Source organism: Photobacterium lipolyticum (assembly GCF_003026475.1).
GTDB classification, from domain to species: domain Bacteria; phylum Pseudomonadota; class Gammaproteobacteria; order Enterobacterales; family Vibrionaceae; genus Photobacterium; species Photobacterium lipolyticum.
This window is the reverse complement of the sequence record NZ_PYMC01000005.1, coordinates 195572-215405: the sequence shown is the minus strand read 5'-3', so window position 1 is coordinate 215405 and position 19834 is coordinate 195572. Positions and strand designations below refer to the sequence as shown.

Annotated in this window: 16 protein-coding genes; 10 read left to right on the top strand and 6 right to left on the bottom strand. The window is 45.2% G+C overall.

Annotated elements, in window-relative coordinates:
• Positions 1–30 precede the first annotated feature (30 nt).
• From C9I89_RS09680 to C9I89_RS09670, 3 genes are all read left to right on the top strand, one after another.
• Positions 31–714: an IclR family transcriptional regulator gene (locus tag C9I89_RS09680; protein ID WP_245905459.1), complete on the top strand. Its 684-nt coding sequence runs from the start codon at positions 31–33 to the stop codon at positions 712–714.
• 30 nt (positions 715–744) lie between these two features.
• On the top strand, positions 745–1740 hold the full coding sequence (locus C9I89_RS09675) for a formimidoylglutamase (RefSeq protein ID WP_107283144.1): 996 nt from the start codon (positions 745–747) through the stop codon (positions 1738–1740).
• A gap of 65 nt (positions 1741–1805) precedes the next feature.
• On the top strand, positions 1806–2321 hold the full coding sequence (locus C9I89_RS09670) for an MgtC/SapB family protein (RefSeq protein ID WP_107283143.1): 516 nt from the start codon (positions 1806–1808) through the stop codon (positions 2319–2321).
• A 98-nt stretch (positions 2322–2419) separates the two neighbouring features.
• Here C9I89_RS09670 and speB read toward each other — a convergent pair whose 3' ends face one another.
• Positions 2420–3340: an agmatinase gene (gene speB, locus C9I89_RS09665; RefSeq protein WP_107283142.1), complete on the bottom strand. Its 921-nt coding sequence runs from the start codon at positions 3338–3340 to the stop codon at positions 2420–2422.
• A 147-nt stretch (positions 3341–3487) separates the two neighbouring features.
• A complete protein-coding gene (gene speA, locus C9I89_RS09660) occupies positions 3488–5410 on the bottom strand; it encodes a biosynthetic arginine decarboxylase (RefSeq protein ID WP_107283141.1) in 1923 nt (640 codons plus the stop codon).
• Positions 5411–5897: 487 nt separating this feature from the next.
• On the opposite strand from speA, the gene rimK (C9I89_RS09655) reads away from it, so the two are divergent.
• From rimK (C9I89_RS09655) to zntB, 4 genes are all read left to right on the top strand, one after another.
• Complete coding sequence (rimK, locus tag C9I89_RS09655; RefSeq protein WP_107283140.1) at positions 5898–6803, top strand: 30S ribosomal protein S6--L-glutamate ligase; 906 nt, start codon at positions 5898–5900, stop codon at positions 6801–6803.
• A 167-nt stretch (positions 6804–6970) separates the two neighbouring features.
• The gene (locus C9I89_RS09650) at positions 6971–7852 is read left to right on the top strand and encodes a mechanosensitive ion channel family protein (protein WP_107283175.1); all 882 of its coding nucleotides are present in this window, start codon (positions 6971–6973) and stop codon (positions 7850–7852) included.
• A gap of 335 nt (positions 7853–8187) precedes the next feature.
• Positions 8188–8598 (top strand): GNAT family N-acetyltransferase, encoded by a 411-nt coding sequence (locus C9I89_RS09645; RefSeq protein ID WP_107283139.1) that lies wholly within the window; start codon positions 8188–8190, stop codon positions 8596–8598.
• A 136-nt stretch (positions 8599–8734) separates the two neighbouring features.
• Positions 8735–9712, top strand: coding sequence for a zinc transporter ZntB (gene zntB / locus C9I89_RS09640; protein ID WP_107283138.1), 978 nt, complete (start codon positions 8735–8737; stop codon positions 9710–9712).
• Here zntB and C9I89_RS09635 read toward each other — a convergent pair.
• Positions 9709–13146, bottom strand: coding sequence for a mechanosensitive ion channel domain-containing protein (locus C9I89_RS09635; protein WP_107283137.1), 3438 nt, complete (start codon positions 13144–13146; stop codon positions 9709–9711). The genes zntB and C9I89_RS09635 overlap by 4 nt on opposite strands.
• A gap of 350 nt (positions 13147–13496) precedes the next feature.
• Between C9I89_RS09635 and C9I89_RS09630 the strand changes: the two genes are divergently transcribed.
• A complete protein-coding gene (locus C9I89_RS09630; RefSeq protein WP_107283136.1) occupies positions 13497–14366 on the top strand; it encodes a universal stress protein in 870 nt (289 codons plus the stop codon).
• A 140-nt stretch (positions 14367–14506) separates the two neighbouring features.
• Here the strand turns inward: C9I89_RS09630 and C9I89_RS09625 are convergent, their stop codons facing one another.
• Positions 14507–15580 carry a succinylglutamate desuccinylase/aspartoacylase family protein gene (locus tag C9I89_RS09625; RefSeq protein WP_425440409.1) on the bottom strand — a complete coding sequence of 358 codons (1074 nt, stop codon included), beginning with the start codon at positions 15578–15580 and terminating at the stop codon, positions 14507–14509.
• Between the two features lie 223 nt (positions 15581–15803).
• On the opposite strand from C9I89_RS09625, the gene rimK (C9I89_RS09620) reads away from it, so the two are divergent.
• Positions 15804–16709: a 30S ribosomal protein S6--L-glutamate ligase gene (gene rimK / locus C9I89_RS09620; RefSeq protein WP_107283134.1), complete on the top strand. Its 906-nt coding sequence runs from the start codon at positions 15804–15806 to the stop codon at positions 16707–16709.
• 90 nt (positions 16710–16799) lie between these two features.
• Here rimK (C9I89_RS09620) and C9I89_RS09615 read toward each other — a convergent pair whose 3' ends face one another.
• Positions 16800–17792 carry a lipid A deacylase LpxR family protein gene (locus C9I89_RS09615; protein ID WP_107283133.1) on the bottom strand — a complete coding sequence of 331 codons (993 nt, stop codon included), beginning with the start codon at positions 17790–17792 and terminating at the stop codon, positions 16800–16802.
• 188 nt (positions 17793–17980) lie between these two features.
• Between C9I89_RS09615 and C9I89_RS09610 the strand changes: the two genes are divergently transcribed.
• Positions 17981–18826, top strand: coding sequence for a sulfurtransferase (locus C9I89_RS09610; protein ID WP_107283132.1), 846 nt, complete (start codon positions 17981–17983; stop codon positions 18824–18826).
• A 59-nt stretch (positions 18827–18885) separates the two neighbouring features.
• On the opposite strand, the gene C9I89_RS09605 is transcribed toward C9I89_RS09610, so the two are convergent.
• On the bottom strand, positions 18886–19701 hold the full coding sequence (locus C9I89_RS09605; protein ID WP_107283131.1) for a phosphate ABC transporter substrate-binding protein: 816 nt from the start codon (positions 19699–19701) through the stop codon (positions 18886–18888).
• Between the last annotated feature and the right edge of the window lie 133 nt (positions 19702–19834).

The window sequence follows — 19834 nt, the reverse complement described above, 5'->3', positions numbered from 1 at the left end:
AGTCCGAATCAACGATTACTACAGATTTTAATGACAATATCTTCAGCATCTGAGCCGTTATCAGCGCAGATGATCAGTGATCAAACCAGCACGCCGATTAGCTCTGTATATCGGTATATAACAACACTTAGGGAGTGGAATCTGATTGAAGAACAGCATGGCCACAAACGCTATATTATTGGTCCTGCTGCACTGCAATTACTCAGTAATTTTCGTTCTTTTTCGCCTTTATCGGAAGGTGTGCGACCGGTACTAAAACGCTTACAGAACCAAACCGGGGAAATGTCGGCCTATATGGTTCCTGTCGGGTTTAGTGCCTTATGTGTGGAAATGGTCGAGAGTCCTTACGCTCTGCGTTGTAGTTATCAGCAGGGGCAAAGTCAGCCACTTATATTGGGGGCCTCGTCGAAAGTATTGTTAGCGCAATTTAGTGAAAAACGATTAGTTGCTACGTTAGCGCATTTTGGTGTCATGGAAGAGGCTGAAATAGCTAAGTGGCTAGTAGAACTTCAACAAATAAAGCAAGACGGTTATGCGTTGAGTACTTCAGAGTTTGATCCTGGGGTATCAAGTGTCAGCGCCCCGGTCTTTCTGAATAAAAAAGTAGTGGGTGCTATTAGTGTTATGGTTCCTGAAGAACGAATTATTCACAAAAAAAACAGCATTATTTTTAACGTATTACAAGCAGCCCGAGCATTGCCTCCAGAGTGGTGATGCGATAGACCAGCAAGGTTAGGAAGCGAGATGATTTTTAAACAATTTAACCAGTGGTTTAATCATGTGTTTTCCCATGAGAACTACCATACGATAACTACTTTTCGCCCTTATACTGAGCAATCTCGAGTAGGGGCGGTATTGTTTGGTGTCGCTTCAGATCTGAGTCTTGGGCGCTATCGTGGCCGGCTGGGCGATAGTGACGGACCTGAAAGCATTTGCCGGATGTTGGCAATACATCATAAGTGTTCACCGTCTTTACCCTTGTATGATGCTGGAATTATTGATGATCTTGATGGCCTTGAGTTTAATGAACTACAGGCTGTGCAGTATAAAAAAGTGTCGGGTTTTTTGGCAAAAGGTCATTTCCCTGTCGTTCTCGGAGGGGGGCACGAAATATCTATTTCGAGTTATCAGGCACTTTCCGATCATGTAAATCAGCCTGAGAATCTAGTGAGTCAGGTTGATGAATGTTCGGTATATAAAGAGCCGAAGGCGCGAGTGGGGATTATTAATTTTGATGCGAATTTTGAATTACGTCCAACTCTGTCACCTAGAGTCGGTTCAGTGTTTCATTCTGTCGCTAGTTTTTGTACGCAAAATCATCGTCCGTTTCATTATTTAGGGCTGGGAATATGCGAGCGCACTAACTCGCAAGCTACATTTGAATATGCAGAGCAATTAGGTTGTCACTGGCTGCTGGATAAAGATATGACGATGCGTAAGAAAAAAAGTCTTCAGAAAAAAATCGACCTATTTTTGAGTGGTGTGGATTATGTTCATATCAGTTTTGATCTTTCGGTTTTTTCTGCCGCAGTGGCTTCTGGCGTCAATTTATCTCGGATACAAGGTGCTGACTGGTCTATTGTGGAATTTGCACTTAATCAGATTGTAAGCAGCGGCAAAGTGAGGCTATTGGATGTCGCTGAATTAAATCCAGAGTTTGACAGTGGTCACCAAACAGCAAAAATTGCGGCAAAAGTGGTGAGCACTGTTCTGGATAATTATTCACATTTAAAAGGATGAAAACGTTGTAATAAGACTGTTTTTGTCATTGTGATTGAAAGTGATTCACTACAAAAGGTTCGACGATGTTCGAGATAACACCATTCAATTGGCAGGATATAATCACATGTATTTTATGCGGATCAGTACTAGGTATAGAGCGTCAACTGCGAGGTAAGCCGGTTGGTCTTCGCACAGCAACGCTGATAACGATAGGCACATATTGTTTTATTGCATTAGGCGTAAGCTTGTCTGATAACCGAGGTGATCATGCACGAGTGATGGCACAAGTGATCACTGGCATCGGTTTTTTGGGCGCAGGTGTCATGATGACACGGGATGGACAGATCCACGGTGTGACATCGGCGGCGGTGATATGGCTGCTTGCCGCTCTGGGTGTCACGATTGGTTTGGGATACGGACAAACAGCCCTTATTCTTACGGTACTGATATTAACCGTGTTACTCGGCGTGGATAAACTTGAAAACAGTATGCTGGCCTTGCGCAAAGGCGTTCATGTTCATATTTCTCGTCGTGTGCAGCGTCGTCGGAAAAAGGTTACAGAGATAAATGGCGAGCCGAATCCGGAATTGGATGAATAGATATAAATGTGAGTAACAGGAAAGCCGTACTTCTTATCTCTCAGCCCTCCGCTTTGATGCGGAGGGTTTGTTAACAAAAGAGAGGGCCTCTTTTGGTGTTAATTCTTCTGACAGCTCGCCCAGAGGTGTAGCAAGTCAGTGGCAATGGTTGCTCCGGCTAATGCCGTAATTTCAGCATGATCATAGGCTGGGGCGACCTCTACCACATCCATGCCAATTAAGTTAATACCCACTAAACCACGAATGATCTTCAGTACCTTGTCTGAACTTAAGCCGCCGCATACCGGGGTTCCGGTACCCGGAGCATAAGCCGGATCCAGGCAATCGATATCAAAGGTAAGGTACACCGGACGCTTTCCTATAATGTCTTTGATCTGCCCAACAATCGCTTCAACAGTTTGGTCATTGGCGCTCGCGGCATCAATCACATTGAAACCTAATGTATCGCTGTGCTCGGTACGGATACCGATTTGAACCGAGTGCTTAGGATCGATTAACCCTTCATTGGGTGCATGATAGAACATGGTGCCATGGTCATATTTGCTTCCCATATCGTAAGTATCTGTATGGGCATCAAAGTGGATCATGGCCATTTGACCGTGTTTTTTCGCATGTGCGCGTAACAATGGCAATGTAACGAAGTGATCGCCGCCAAAGGTCAGTAATGTTTTACCTTGTTGAAGTAAGCTATTGGCATGTGCTTCTAACCGCTCACTCATTTGCGCAGGATCGCCGCAATCGAAAACCAGATCTCCGCAATCTTCAATCTTCACTGTTTTAGTCAGGTTGAATGTCCACGGCCAGCGTTTTCCTTCCCATGCTAAATTGATCGATGCCTGGCGAATAGCACCTGGGCCCATACGGCTGCCTGAGCGACCTGTGGTGGCAAGGTCGAAAGGAACGCCTGTAATGATCACATCCGCATCTGATTGTTGCGGCATGAAGTTAAGCGGTTGACGTAAAAATCCAAATGCATTGGAATATAAAGAGTAATCGGCATGAGTTGCTAAAGTTGCCATATCTCGCTCCATAATTATAAGTGGCGATGAACGAGCCGCTTACAGACAAATTAGTTAGATATTGATTGGTTGATGGATAAAAAAGGAGAGCAATCATTATCATGATGCTCCCTTTAACTACCGCTGAACCTATATTTTCAGAATAACTTACTTGTTATAACAAATATCTTCCAAGTAGGTATATCCGTGTAGCCCTTCTGCTAATTCAGCCAGAATGTCGCGATGTTCAGCTTCAGGTAGATTTTCCTTTACCATCTGCTCGTATTGGCGGAGGAATTTCTCTGAATCAAGGTGTACATAACGCAATACATCCCCGACAGAGTCACCACGGTCAATATTTTCAATCTTGTAATGTCCATCTCCATCGCAACGTACGATAGCAGTGTCGGTATCACCGAATAAGTTATGCATAGCCCCAAGAATTTCTTGGTAAGCGCCGACTAAGAAGAAGCCAATTCGGTATGGGTTATCATTATCCCATTTTGGTACAGGCAGCGTACTTTCAATGCCTTGACCTTCAACATACTGTTCGATAGCACCATCTGAATCACAGGTAATATCTAAGATAACCGCACGATTTTCTGGTTCCATATCAAGCTTTGATAATGGCAACACAGGGAAAATCTGATCGATACCCCAAGCATCCGGTAATGACTGGAATAGCGAGAAGTTAACGAAGAACTTATCTGCCAAACGTTCGTGCAATTCATCCAATAAAGGACGGTGCGCACGGTTTTTCGCTGACAACAATTTTTCCAGTTCATAGCAAAGGCGTAAGCTGACTTGCTCAGCCCATGCGCGGTCAACAAAACTCAACAAACCCATGCTAAACGAAGTATGTACCTCGGATAGATCACTTTGGTTATCATGGAATATTTCAACCAAAGAACGGTGAGCAGTATGTTCTGATAACTCTCGCCATGAACGCCACATGTTATGTAGGATCTGTGGAGCATCCTCTGCAGGAGCTGAGATATCTTCTGCTTTATAGCTTTCAACGCCGACTACATCGGTAATTAATACCGCGTGGTGGGCTGTTAGGTTACGACCTGATTCTGAAATAATGCGGGGCATTGGAATATCATACTCAGCACAAATATCACCCAGGGTATATACAACATTATTGGCGTATTCTTCCAGGCTGTAATTCATTGAACAACAGCTTTGGCTACGTGTACCTTCATAATCTATCGCTAAGCCACCACCGACATCGACGGTGGTAATGCTGGCACCTAGTTGCTGCAGCTCAGCGTAAACCCTGCCGGCTTCACCTACGCCACTTCGTACGTCTTTAATATTGGCGATCTGAGAGCCTAAATGGAAGTGCAATAGCTGCAGGCAATCCAGCATGTCGCGCTCACGCAGTGCATTCATCACGGTCAACACTTGTGATGCAGATAAGCCGAATTTAGACTTCTCGCCACCACTGGCCTGCCATTTCCCTTTGCCTTGAGACGCTAAACGCGCCCGTAAACCCAGACGTGGAGAGACACCCAGTTGCTCTGCTTCTTCTAGAACGACTTTTAGTTCAGACAGCTTCTCAAGCACGATGTAGACTTCATGTCCGAGTTTTTCTCCAATAAGTGCAAGGCGAATGTATTCACGATCTTTATAGCCATTACAGACGATGACAGAACTTGCCTCTTGCGCCATAGCCAGTACCGCCATTAACTCGGGCTTACTGCCAGCTTCTAAACCAAGTTGACGCTGTTGTTTGGCATATTGGCTCTTTAGAATTTCACTGACGACGGCTTCTTGCTGGCTTACTTTAATGGGATACACCGCAAGGTAGCTGCCTTGATAGTTATACGATTCGATAGCCTGATTAAAGACGCTGCAAAGGCTGTCCACGCGGTTATGCAGAATATCGGGAAATCGAACCAACACTGGCAATGACGCACCTGCGGCAATTAACTCATCGGCTAATTTCGATAAATCAATAGCATTGGTAGGGTCATTTCTATCAGGACAAGCGACAACAGATCCCTGCTCGTCAATATCGAAGTAACCTTGGCTCCAGTAGGGCGTGTTATACATTTCACGCGCATCATGAATAGACCAATCACTCATTGTATATATCTCTCTAGATAAATAATTACGACTGTTGCTGCAAATGCACAGCAACCATTCATATAGGCCATGGCGTTGACAGGGAATTCAACTCCGTCATTCTGTATAAAACCGAGACTATTTGTATATTAGGCTCACGTTTCGAAAAAGCTGTCGACAACTTGGCAATACTTAAATTTGGAAAGCCTTCTGACGAAACACATAGGTGAGTAACGTAAGAAAGGACGTAGACGGGTAGCTCGCTGGGCCAATATGAGCGATGGCATTCCTAATAAGGTGTATACTAAGCGAGCGGATTAAACAATTGATTTATTGTTAGTGCAAATTAAAAGTTTTCATCGTAACAAAAAAAATAATTCATCTTATAATTTCTCGATTTTTTACTCATTTGGCATCATAGTTATCAGCCATTTAGTCAGGAGTCGAAGAACGCCAATCTTCCTCCTTTTTTTGATAATTATTAAATTTATCTATCGCGAGTAACGTAATGAAAATTGGCATTCTTTCTCAAAACAAAGACTTATATTCAACCCGACGCCTGCGAGAAGCCTGTGAACAACGCGGCCACCAAGCGGTTATCATCAACGCGCTGCGCTGTTATATGAATATTAATTCGGTACAACCGTCAATTCATTTTGAAGGTAATGATTTAACCGGATTTGACGCTATAATTCCTCGCATCGGCGCTGACATCACTTTTTATGGTTGCTCCGTATTGCGCCAGTTTGAGATGATGGATGTGTTTTCGATTAATCAATCCATTGCGATTACTCGTTCGCGAGATAAACTGCGTTCACTTCAACTTCTCAGTCGTAAAGGTGTAGGGATGCCGATTACAGGCTTTGCTAGCAAGCCTGATGATGTGGCCGATTTGATCAAAATGGTAGGCGGTACACCTCTTGTTATTAAGTTACTGGAAGGCACTCAAGGTATTGGTGTTGTTCTTGCGGAAACCAAAAAAGCGGCAGAAAGTGTGATTGAGGCCTTTATGGGATTAAAGGCAAATATCATGGTACAAGAATATATTGAAGAAGCTGGCGGCGCGGACATTCGCTGTTTTGTGATTGGCGATAAAGTGATTGCCTCTATGAAGCGTCAGGCTGCAGATGGTGAGTTCCGCTCCAACTTACATCGAGGCGGCAGCGCTTCACTTATTCGTATCACCCCAGAAGAGCGAAAAACCGCTGTGGCTGCAGCAAAAGCGATGAACCTGAAAGTTGCCGGAGTGGATCTTTTACGTTCGAAACGCGGCCCGTTGGTGATGGAAGTCAACTCTTCACCAGGCTTAGAAGGTATAGAGGCCGCAACAGGAAAAGATATTGCGGGTATGATTATCGAGTATATTGAGAAGCATGCGACCAATAAAGGTTCTCGACATTTGCAGCATCAATAGACAAGCTTTATATTGGTCACATTTCAGCGAATGTTCGGTCATTCGCACAACAAAAAAGCAGCAGGCACCGCTGCTTTTTTGTTAAGTAAAATATGCCGCTGAGTTATTCAGCGACTTCACCACTTCACTTATGATTTACTAATACTGTATTTATGTTGGACATTGCATTGGAAAAAATTGAACTATTAATCGCTTACTTGCTTGCACACAAACTCCTGCTCAGTGTTCTGAGTATTGCATTTGTTCTGCTCCTCAGGCGGTTGACGATCACTCAAATTCGAGGTGACAACAATTTTCTAAGCGGAGAGCAGCGTAAATGGATTTCACGGACCAAAAACGGTGCATTTTCTTTGGTGTTGCTGACTCTATTTGTCTTATGGCAATCCGAGATCAGTGAGTTTGCGTTGTCACTGACTGCAATTGCCGTTGCTGTTGTTGTCGCATCAAAAGAGATCATTCTGTGTTTCACGGGCTCGATACAACGCGCCAGTTCGCGTTCATTCCGGATCGGTGATTGGATTGAAGTGGGTTCATTATGTGGTGAAGTTATCGAGCACAACCTGATGGCGACCATGATTCAAGAGATTGACTTACATCATGGCCAGTATCATTACACCGGTAAAACGGCGACTATTCCCAATAGTGTATTTTTCAGTGTTCCTGTGAAGAACCTTAGCTTTATGAAACGCTACGTCTATCACAATTTCTTTATTACTATTCGGGAAACCGTCAACCTTTATCCATTACTGCCGATCATGCTGGCAAAAATTGATGATCACACTGAAGACTTTATTGATGTCGCTAAGCGCTATAACTATGTAATTGAAAGGCATGCCGGCGTCGACTTACCAGGAGCTGAGCCGCATATCCATATAACGAACACCGCCACTGGCGAACAACTGGTTCATGTCATGTTGTTTTGCCCAACGTCCCGAGCATCAGAGCTTGAGCAGTTGATCCGTGAGGACTTCATGATTTTGTATTGTGCCCGTTATCTGAATAAAGACGAAAATAGAACAAATTCAAACAGTAAGTGTGCTTTGGTTTGAACGGGAACCAATAAGGCGTAAGTGCGGAGAGAGCCGCCTCGTTATCAAGTGGTTGACGTAATGAGTTAGAACATATAAGCGTAATATTTGACACATTGGGCTCGGTAATTACACCGAGCTTTTTTGTATGAGAATTATGTTTTTTTATCGACTTTACTGACTTATTTCAGCCTGATGCACTACCTTAAAAAGAGATATCTCAAACTGGGCCAAGGTAGAACACTAAAATAGAATAAATTGATATCGGGAAATGCGGTAATGAAAAGTATTAACTCCCTACGAACATGATGAATTCATATCGTTGATTACATTATTAGGTTGCTACGGAGAGTATCGTGATAGAAATTACAGATAAGATATCGCCTGACGATTTAATTATGATCAAATCACATCTCATTGAATATAATGAAAAGTTCATGAATCCTGACTTTCGTGAGTTAGGCGTATACGCACGGGCTGATAATGGTGAATTGCTTGCTGGTCTAATTGGTAAAACGGCATGGGGGTATCTTGAGATAAATTTGCTCTGGGTATCAGATAAGATGAGAGGATGTGGTGTTGGTTCTCAGCTTTTACAAGCAGCTGAAAATGAAGGTATCAAACGTGGTTGTAAATACGCATTAGTCGATACTTTTAGTTTTCAGGCTAAAGGCTTTTATATTAAACATGGTTACTCTATATTCGGTGAGATAGATGATTATCACGATGGGCACACCAGATACTACCTTCGAAAAGATATCCAGTAATTAATCAAGGTAATGCGTTAATTGAAATATAAAAGTAATGACAAATAGCAGCATCAAGATCTTTTCAGCTTCATCAATAATGATTACGCAAAAATAAAACGGCAATCCAGTGTCTTGTAACCGAAGGAGTAGCAGCATGGCTAATAGCAAGGAAGGTCTGATCTATGGGTGTATTCTGGATGGTCAAGGCAGTGGCCGGGTTATTGATTGGCCGGATATTGATCAATGGGCGCCTGAACAAGGCATTGCCTGGCTTCATTTAAATTATACCAGTGAGCAGGCCAGAGATTGGTTAGAGCATGAAAGCGGTTTGGACAGCCTTGTGATTGACGCTTTGTTAACAGAGGAAAGCCGTCCTCGAACCACTCAACTGGCTGGCGGGTTGTTGATCGCCCTGCGGGGCGTTAATCACAGCCCCGGCTCGGATCCGGAAGATATGGTCGGGATCAGGATTTGGAGCGATGGTCAGCGAATCATCAGTACCCGAAGGCGCAAATTACTTTCTGTCGGCGATGTGATTGCTCGGCTGGAAGCAGGGGATGGCCCCCAAAACATTGGCGAATTCTTGGTTATTTTATCCGATAGATTAATAACCCGAATGGGGGCGACAATTGACGATACGGAAGACCAGGTCGCGGCGATTGAAGATCAGATATTGAGTACCGATAGTGACGGTCTGCGCAGTCAAATTACGTCGCTGAGGCGGATGGTAATTGCTCTGCGGCGCTATTTAGCCCCCCAGCGTGAGGCGATGGCGCAGATGCAAGCGCTCAGGGGATCTTTGATTAGTAATGATGATCAGCAAAAGATACGGGAGGTGACCGATCACCTTATTCGTTATCTTGAGGATCTCGACTCGGTGCGTGACCGTGCAGCGGTGGCTCATGAGGAGTTGGCCAACCGCCTGACTGAGCAAATGAATAGTCGGATGTATGTGTTGTCACTGGTCGCTGCGGTGTTTCTTCCGTTGGGTTTTTTTACCGGGTTGCTGGGTATTAATGTCGGCGGTATTCCGGGAGCAGAAAATCCCTGGTCTTTTGGGATTTTCTGCGCGCTTCTTGTTGCTATCGTCACGATTCAGATATGGATTTTTAAGAAAAAAAAGTGGTTTTAGTTTTCTTTCATGAATACACCGAGACCGCCGGAGCGAATATGCAGATCACGCTGGGGGAAGGGGATTTCGATGCCTTCGATACTAAATGTTTTGTTAATAAGACGGTTGAGTCGATCACGTATTGGCATAATATCGTCCGGAGAAGGAACAAACACACGTAAATCCAGATCTAGAGAGCTTTCTCCGTGTCGCATGAAGATGACGGTAGGGGCTGGGGTGGTCAGTATTTCCGGCTGGTCGGTGGCGATTTTCATCAGTACCTCGCTGACGCGGTCGACGTCGCTGCCATAGGCGACACCGATAGAAATAACTACCCGGTTGACAGTGTCGCTCCGGGTCCAGTTAATAACATCATTGGTGATCAGACTCCGGTTGGGAACCATGACTTCCTGGCGGTCGAAGTTTACGATAGTGGTGGCGCGGATGTTAATGCGACTCACCGTGCCGGAAAGATTACCTATGGTAACCGTATCGCCGGGTTTTACCGGCCGCTCGACCAAAAGGATGATGCCGCTGACAAAATTTGAAACAATTTCTTGCAGGCCGAACCCGAGCCCGACGCCGATGGCTGCCATCAGCCAGCTAAGCCGGCCAAGATCAAGGTGCAGCTCCGCCAGTGCAAAGAAGAAACCCACCAAAAAAATGCTATAACGAGAAATGGTTAAGATGGCATATTTTATTCCGGCATCAACATTCCAATGCGGGAATACCCACATATTATAGAGCCCCGGTAAAACCCGAAGAATCCAGACAGTTACAACAAGGAACAGGATGCATCTCAGGAAATCCCCAAGGGTAACAAATTCGGGCTCTGCACCAGTAATCCGCACTTTGTAGAGCCGCATGTCATCGAAGATTCGTAGTGTCTGGTCGTCAATGCCCCAGAGATTGAGCAACAGGATGACTGCCAGGGCGATAAATAGCAGGCGCAACACTTTTAAAAATTTACTTTTCATCTCTGGCCGGGAGGCCAAATCGCCAGGCGGTTCTGCTGCGGATATTTCGCTACGTATAATGAATGCGTGTACTCTGCCTCGAAAAAGGCGGTAGAGAGGTGGTAAAAGAGCCAGTACTGCAAGGGTGCCAGCAAGGCTAATGGTAATGGATAGTGAGGCGTAGTGATAACCTGCAACGTCAAGCAATATCACCGAACAGGCAAGGGTGATCAGAAATCCTGAGAATACTTTCCAATTACGGGATATGGGATCAAAGTTCAGCGTGTCAAGCGCATGCTGAACAAAGGCTGAACTTGGGCGTGTCAGTCGATACACACTAATGGCTGAGGTGATCAGAAAAAGGGTATAAAAGAGACGCGGCAGGGCTTCATTCTCGAACGGAGGCTGCCGTAAAATATGCCACGGCAGCAGCCATATCAGATAGCCGAACAAAAACCATTTTAGCGCAGAATATAGCGCGTTGGAGGCGGAATGAGGGAAGTCGAATTGAACCTCTGAGATACTACGACGGGAAAAGAATGAACGGCTTAAGAACCAGAAGAAGAAAAATAGTGCAAGATGATCGAAGATCTGTCTGCCGACACTGCCTATACCGGCAGGCAGCTGGGCAGAGTCTACCAGACGGGCAACGACATAAAAATAGGCAGGCAGCAGTGCTGCACTGAGCAGGCCGGTGGTAACAACCAGCGCAGCCAAATGCAGCAGCTTACCTTCGGCCAGCACGCGATCGTCAATGCGACGGCTGAGGCCGCGGATATATAATCGTGTGCGGTACAAGCCGACGGGCAGGACCAGAAATAATACTAATGTATAGAGCAGGTGGAGTGGCGTTTTGCTTGTATCGACCAGTCGAGACCTGATCTCGGGCGAAGCCAGTTTAGCGAGCCAGGATGCATCTTTCAGTATTTCGGTGGGAAGTGTTGCTAGAGTTTGCCATCCTAAAGGCTGGGTATCACGTATCCAGAACGAAGTGCTGCGAATGAAGCGTTCAAATTCGTTAAGGTTTTCCAGTCGTTGCTCTGTTACCAATTGAATTTTTTGTCCTTGGTTGATCACTTCCGTGAGGGCGACTTTTTCGTCACGTAAGGTATTTCTGTACGTGGATAACAATCCTTGGCTGGTAGCGAAGAAATATTGTCGCTCTGACTCACTAAACTTGCTGGCAATATCACCGCGTTGCTGTTCAAAGTCATCTGTCAGCCTGAGTAAATTCTCTTCTAGGACGAATCGACGTTCGCGATATTGGTGTAGTGTTGTGAAACTGTCGTTGCGCAATGTTCGTACCAGGGCAGTGCGACGCTGTCGTATCTGTTGAAGGGTTAGCTTGATTCGGTCCGCAAGGCCATATGTTACTGAGCTGGAAATGAGGTTTTTGATTGCAAGTAGTTCATTTTTTTCTGCATTTAATCCCTTTTCTTGCTCGGTTACCTCTTTATCAAGGCTGATCAGCAGCGCCTGCAGTTCACGAGTGTTTTTCTGGGAGCGGGCTATATGAGCTTCCCAAGTCGCAATAAAACGCTCGTCGGGATTAACCGCCTGTTTAGCACTTTGTTCTTTCTTTATGAGTGTCTGTTCAGCTTGCTGAGCTTGTTTGGTGAGCTGTTGCTGTAATGATTGTTGATAGAACGCCAGTTGTTGTTCCAGCCGGTTGATTTGCAACTCGGCTAGTTCAAGTTCTAATTGCAGAAGCGGTTCGCTTTGTCGGTACCACTGGAGTTGTTGTTCATGTAATTGTGCCGTTTGTCGGGCAATGAGCCTGTTGAGCTGGACGTTTTCAATCTGCTTTTCCGCCAGCAGACGATCTGCCTCAGCCTGCGGTTTTGATATTGTCTTAAACAGCATAGCTTCGCGCTGTTCGGCCTCGTGGTAACGACGTTGTGCCGCTTGCAGTAGTGCCGGCATATCTGCCTCTAGTTGCTGTTGCTGCGCTTGTCTTGCCAGCAGGCTGTTCTTGCGGTTACGCGCTTCATTAAGTTGACTTTCCAGAAAGGCACTATCAGTTTGACTGGCTTCTATTGAAGATTGTATAGGAGGAAGTGCTGCAATCTTCATTAGCTGGTTGTTAACCTGCTTAACTTGGTCTGCAAGGTCCGTTTCTTTTTGCTCGATAAGAAGGAGTGAATCGGCCTGGGCTATATATTCTTCCAGCAGAGCAATGCGGCGCTGCCAGGTTATTTTTGATTGCAGTTCCAGTTCACTAGCTTGGGGGGCTTCTGGAAGGTTGGTTAATTCCTGTTTGGCCGAGTCTAACAGTTGACGTGCCTGATCTGTACTCTTGAGAGGAAGATTGAGGACTTGGGTGCGGACTTCTTCAGCGCTATGGACTGGCGAGATAAAGCTAATAGCGGTAACCAGGATCAGAAAGATGAAGAATTTTGCAGGAAAACTATTTTCAGAAAAGCTATTTGCAGGAAAATTATATGAGTTGATATGTGATTGACGCAAATAGGTCAGGCCCAAGTAGCAGCTTATTATCATTTTTTAATTCCTTATATTGCTGCCCAAGCACATCCGTTTTGAAGCATTAATACAATAGAAATAATAGCTGATGAGATTAGCTATCTTGAATAAAAAAGCCGTTATGTGAGCCAACATTAGTAAATAGACTCCTTTTTAAAGATTAATCGAAAGACAAGATACATAAATGAGACAGCACGGAGTTATTATGGCCCCTACAGTAACTTATACTTAAACCAGCGTACCTTTGATGGCCGATTTCGCTTGACTGAGAGGATAAGGTTGTAGCTACGGATTGTTTGTCGATCGAAAGTAGGTGTTGCTCACCAGAAACTGATGCGGTGACTGGCTTCTTTTAGTTGGAGGTTAAAATGAATGCACTGTGCTTGTTCGGTAGTTTGCGTAGCCCCCCGAACCATGCGGTATTGTTAAATGCACTTCGCATGGCTGCCGTAAGTCAATGCGGCCTGACAATACTGATAGATGCTTATACACGCACCCTGGATCGCTCTTACCTTGACGTATTGGGATTTAAAAGCAAATTGCGAGAGCATCTGCAGCAGGATACTGAGTCCTACATTTCATCCACCTATGACCAATTATTAACACTTATCGAAGAAGAGGAATTGGACGTTACCGTGAGTGTTGAATGTCTCCTGGAACCGTCATGGGAGCGCAGGCTGACAGACGTTTTGAATGTAAGCGGGTCAAATTGGTTATTGCTTGACTATTCTAAACCTGCGGAGCGGCATCCAATTTTCAGTAAGTTGGCAAAATTGCCCGTTTCTATATTATTAATGCGTGATCAGAGGTGGAAAACCAAGCCGGTGTTACTGGCGGCAGTGGATCCCCTGCACCGGCACGATCGTCCAGCAACCATGGATCAAAGTATTGTCCGTATCGCCGATGTATTGTCAGTAAGATTCACCACCAGCTATAAGATTGTGCATTGCTGCCATATCACCCCTTATCTGGTTAAGTACGCAAAGCAAATTATGGCTATCCACTCTGATGCCCTCAGGGAATTTCGCGCCAAGAATAAACTAGATGGCGTTTCCCTCGCCTTGATCCCGGGAAATCCTGAACAACATCTCCCCGATGTTGCCAGAAAAGCCCGTTGCGACATCCTGGTTATGGGAGGGTTCTGCCGTAGCTCAATGTCAAATTTCTGGCTTGGAAGTACGACGGAAGCTGTCGTGCAAGCGATGCCCTGCGATATTCTGCTTGTTAAGCCAGATTGATTGCGCTTTATAAGCCAATCGCAAATTATGAATTACATTGGTACGAGACGTTTTTTACATACCTTAGTGATTTTATATGGTGATATACCCAGGCTACCTCAAGATGCAGAATTTCGGTGGGAGCCAACGCTCCCGGATGGCTAATTATCACCATATGGTTCATTGATCGCATCAGTGGGCTGATCGAGTAAAGGATCATCTTGTATTTGAGAAATGAAGGATTCAACACTTTGTTCAGCCTTAACGATAGTATCGAATTTGGCAATATGGAAGAGTGCATCCCCTTCATTAACCAAAGGAATATTGTTTCTGCCAATAATAATGCCATTCGTTTTGCTGATAACCTCGCTATCGTTCTGACTGAAAGGCGATGAGATTAATGCCAGAACATCGCCTTTTTTGACTCGTTGGCCGAGGCGCGCGATAAACAGGCAGGTACCGTCATGATCTGCTCGTATCCAATATGACGCACGAGCAATAACCGGGCTTGATTTTTTTTTGCTGTGAGAGGTTTTGGGCAGCATGTCCAGACATCGCATAACATTCATGACGCCTCGAACACCCGCTTTGATGGAATGCATATCAAACCGGAGTGCTTCGCCGGCTTCATAAAGAATAATGGGTATTCCTTCTTTATCGGCACATTCACGTAAAGAGCCGTCACGAACCTTGGAATCGATAACGACCGGGGCACCGAAATTGAGCGCCATCAATTCGGCTACTTGATTGTCCAGGTTGGCCCTTATTTGCGGCAGGTTACTTCGGTGAACGGCCCCTGTGTGTAAATCAATTGCATGGGTGCAATGGTTCATGATTTCAGTCCGAAATAGATAGGCCGCCCTTCCGCCGACCGAGCCCGTAGGGGTACCGGGAAAACAGCGATTTAGATCTCGACGATCGGGAAGGTACCGTGAGCGGTGAATAAAACCGAAGATGTTAACAACAGGAACCACCACGAGAGTTCCCCTGATTCGATCTAAGGAATGGTGCTTCAGTAATTGGCGGCATATTTCAACACCATTGAGTTCATCACCATGGATGGCTGCTGATACCAGCAATACCGGGCCATCGCGTCTGCCATGGATCACCTCAATAACCAGCTCGAGGCTGGTGTGAGTGTAGAGTTTTGCTACATCCAGATAGACTTTCTGACGTCGCCCAGGATTAACGGTAACTCCGGCGATGGTTATAGATCGGCGTTTTAGCTTACCAATGAGAGTCATTTGAGAATAAGTCCTTCTAATCCAAGGTGATGTTCTTAAACAGCATAGCTTATGATTAAGGCGATGCGGTAATTGTGATGGTTTCTGTAAATGTAGATAAATGTCTTTGATTTTGAGTTGGGTTAAAGATTGGATTTGAATTGTGGGCAATTTTGGTCGAAGCTTAGAGTTATATGTTCACAAATTGCTGATTATAAAAAGAAAGGGAACCCTCATGAAAATTGCCATTCTGTCCCGTAATAAAAAGCTTTATTCGACCAAGCGGTTGGTTGAGGCTGGCCAGGAGCGTGGTCATGAAATGCATGTAATTGATGTTTTGAAATGTTATATGAATATTAATTCCCGTGCATCCTCAATTCATTTTGACGGGCAAGCTCTGGAAGGATTTGACGCGGTCATTCCTCGGATCGGTGCATCAGTGACTTTTTATGGGACGGCAGTATTGCGTCAATTTGAAACAATGGGGATCTATTCAATCAATGAGTCCGTGGCGATATCGCGTTCACGGGACAAACTGCGTTCATTGCAGTTACTTGCTCGTAAAAACATAGGCTTGCCGATCACCGGGTTTGCGAATAAACCCAGTGATATCCCAGATCTTATTGATATGGTAGGAGGAGCGCCTTTGGTCATCAAGCTACTGGAGGGTACTCAGGGGATCGGGGTAGTTCTTGCCGAAACCCGGTCGGCAGCAGAAAGTGTGATCGAGGCTTTTCTCGGGTTGCATGCCAATATAATGGTACAGGAATACATCAAGGAAGCTGGTGGGGCTGATATTCGCTGCCTGGTGATTGGTGACAAAGTCGTCGCCGCCATGAAACGGCAAGCTAAGGAAGGGGAGTTTCGTTCCAACCTTCACCAAGGAGGCACTGCCAGCCTTGTCAGGATCACGCCAGAGGAGAGGTCTACGGCGGTACGGGCTGCACGAACAATGGGACTGAACCTGGCGGGTGTTGATCTTCTCAGGGCTATGCACGGACCTGTTGTTATGGAAGTGAATTCGTCACCCGGTCTTGAAGGTATTGAAACGGCATCAGGTAAAGACGTGGCAGGTAATATCATTACTTTCTTGGAGCAGAATGCCAAGATCCGGAGTACCAGAACCCGGGGTAAAGGGTAGTAGTATTGCGTGATACGGCATTAATCAAAGATTTTATTTGCCAATAAAAGAACTGGCAACAGTTAGATCTAAGCTGAATTGCATCTTTATCTAGAGTCGCCAGAAGATCTCAAAAGAGCCATTGGAGTGGGTGGAGTGTTTGTCTTCCTTAAACTCGCGAGTGCCTGTTGCAAGACTCAGGCTCAAGCCCCATTTAGGTTGGTAATAGACAAAACCTGCGACAGCGGTCGCTTGTAAATGCTCAATGTGAGTATCTGGTACTTCATCGGGACGATCCCCTTCAACGGTTATATCATTAAAGCGATAACGACCTTCAATACCCGTAAATAGATGATAACCTGATGCGCTGGTCGAAAGCACGCTGACATCGAAGAACTTACCCGGGGTAAAACCTACGCTACCAAAGTTAGCAATTAAATTACTTCCCCATCGCCCTACGGCACCCAAAGCTGCTTCACTCTGATAGTTACCGATATTGATGCGGCCCACGCCACTGACATCATATTGCTCCATTAACCCGGCCTGCTCTCGATTAAGCAGGTGGTGACCTTGATAGCCTATGTTAAAAACTACCTGATTTCTAATTTGAAAATCCCATCCCATGGGCTCGTCAGAACCGATAATGGCGTGGATGAAGCGTTGCCCTTCTTCAGCCAAAGCATTGGGGCCGACAGTACCTAGCATGAAACTATATTTATCGACCCGGGCCGGGGAGTATTGATAGATACCGGTTGCGAAAAATAACAATCCGGCGTAAGGATGTTCATCGGGTACCGGCTCGGTTGCTTCAATATCCTCCGGTGTCCAAATTTGTTGGCCAATTTGGAGATTCCAGCCTTGCGATATGGCTGAATCTAACGGTAATAAACGGGCAATTTGACGAATAGGCGATGGTGCGTCTGATTCGATCATATTGCTAGCCGCCGAATTAAACTCAAGAAAAAGGCCGTTGGTGTAGTTCTGATCGGTAGTGACAATACCGTCGTTATCAATAGCAAAGGAGAGGCTACCAGAGTTGTACGCCATAACGGCAGGTGAAAACAGCGAGGATATGGTAAGGATACCCAGATAAATTTGTTTCATTTACAATCCTCGGCGACAACAGACAGGATGAAAAGCTGATTGATGTTGCTAATTGGTTAGGTATTTATCTAATTGTCTATTCATAATAGTGAATACAATTATTAAATAGCCAATATTATTATCAGGCCGGTGATATAAATTGTTACTTGGGTATATTATCAGCATACAAATTGTTAAAGGAATACGGTATGTCGACAATATCCTCATCATTAGTCACGACGAAGTGGTTGGCTGAACATTTAGATGATTCAAATCTGGTTCTGCTTGATGCCAGTTGGTATATGCCAGGTTCAGAAAGAAATCCGGAACAAGAATGGCGTAATTGCCGTATTCGTGGTGCGAGGTTTTTTGACTTTGATACCAGGGTTAAAGACCCAAATGCAGACTTGCCGCATATGCTGCCTTCTCCAGAGCTGTTTGCCCAAGAAGTTTCTAAACTGGGCATCAGTAATCAGAATGCGATTGTGATATATGACAGCCACGGCCTGTTCTCAGCTCCACGAGTGTGGTGGATGTTTAAAGCGATGGGGCATAACAATGTCGCAGTGCTTGACGGGGGATTACCGGCATGGCTGGCAGAGCAGCACGCAACTGAAAGTGGCGAGGTTGATAAACCAGTGGCTTCTCAGTATGAAGCTTCTTTGTTACCGCAATGGGTCATTGATGCCGATAATCTGAAATTGTTACTTGATGATCCAGATACGGTTGTTTTTGATGCACGTTCGGCTGCGCGTTTTTATGGAACAGAGCCTGAACCAAGAGCTGGTGTAAGAGGTGGCCATATGCCAAATGCCAAGAGTTTGCCTTTTAGTCAGTTGATTAAAGACGGATTCTTTCTAGACAGAGAACTCTTGGAATCGAGGTTTAACGCGGTTGCAGATCCCGAACAACGCTTAATTTTCAGCTGTGGCTCTGGCGTCACAGCTTGTGTGCTGGCATTAGGTGCCGAACTGACAGGGCGAAAATTACTGACGGTTTATGATGGCTCTTGGGCAGAGTGGGGTGCATCATTAAAGTATCCTGTTTGTCGTTAGGGACGAGAAGGCCGACAGGTATTATCCCGATAGGTAATATCTGCCGGCTTTTTATCTGATCACCTGACTTTGAGATAGCCTCGCTGCTCGATAATGGTTTGCCCTTCATCTGAGCTTATATAGTTTAAAAAGCCTTTCGCATTATCGCTTAAGTTCTTCTCTTTATAGATCATCAGGAATGGACGTGAAATTTGGTATTCACCTGAATCCAGATTGTCTATGTTCGGTTTAACGCCTTCAAATGATAGGGCTTTAACCGAATCATCAACGGAGCCCAATGAGACATATCCAATAGCATGGACATTCCGGGAGACTAAGCTTTTCACCATGCCATTAGTATTGACTACTAATATCTGCGGATTGATGTCAGAGACGGTCTGGCCTTTAATTTGCTGTGTAAGCCCCATAAAGTCTTCAAAAGAGAAGCGTGAGCCAGATGCGTTATCACGGCTAACGACGGCCATTTTTTTATCTGCGCCACCAACGTCTTTCCAGTTGGTGATTTCACCGTGATAAATTTTAGACACTTGCTCCTTGGTCAGATTAATAACGGGATTTTGCTTATTAACCACTAAGGCAATGCCATCATGAGCGATGGTGACCACCTTAACATCAGGACTCATTTCAGCGGGTTTTAAAGATCGGGAGCTCATACCAAGTTCCGCTGCATCTTGTTTTACGGCCGCAATTCCAGCTGATGATCCTATCCCCTGAACAGCGATAAAGGTTTCATTGTGTGCTTGAGAGTAGGCTTCAGCCAGTACTTCAACGACATGACTGACAGATGTAGAACCTGTCACCGTCACCGTATCAGCCTGTACATTAAATGCAAAGCTGGCACACAATGCCCAAAGGGTCGTTGCCCTGAACAACATTGACTTTCTCCATTTATAGTGAATTTGCAGCACATCTTATTACGAAGATATGACAGTTATGTGAAGGAGATAATCTGGCTTGTAATATGATGGGTCAATGATGTCAATAAGGCCAGATATTGAGTCAGACAGG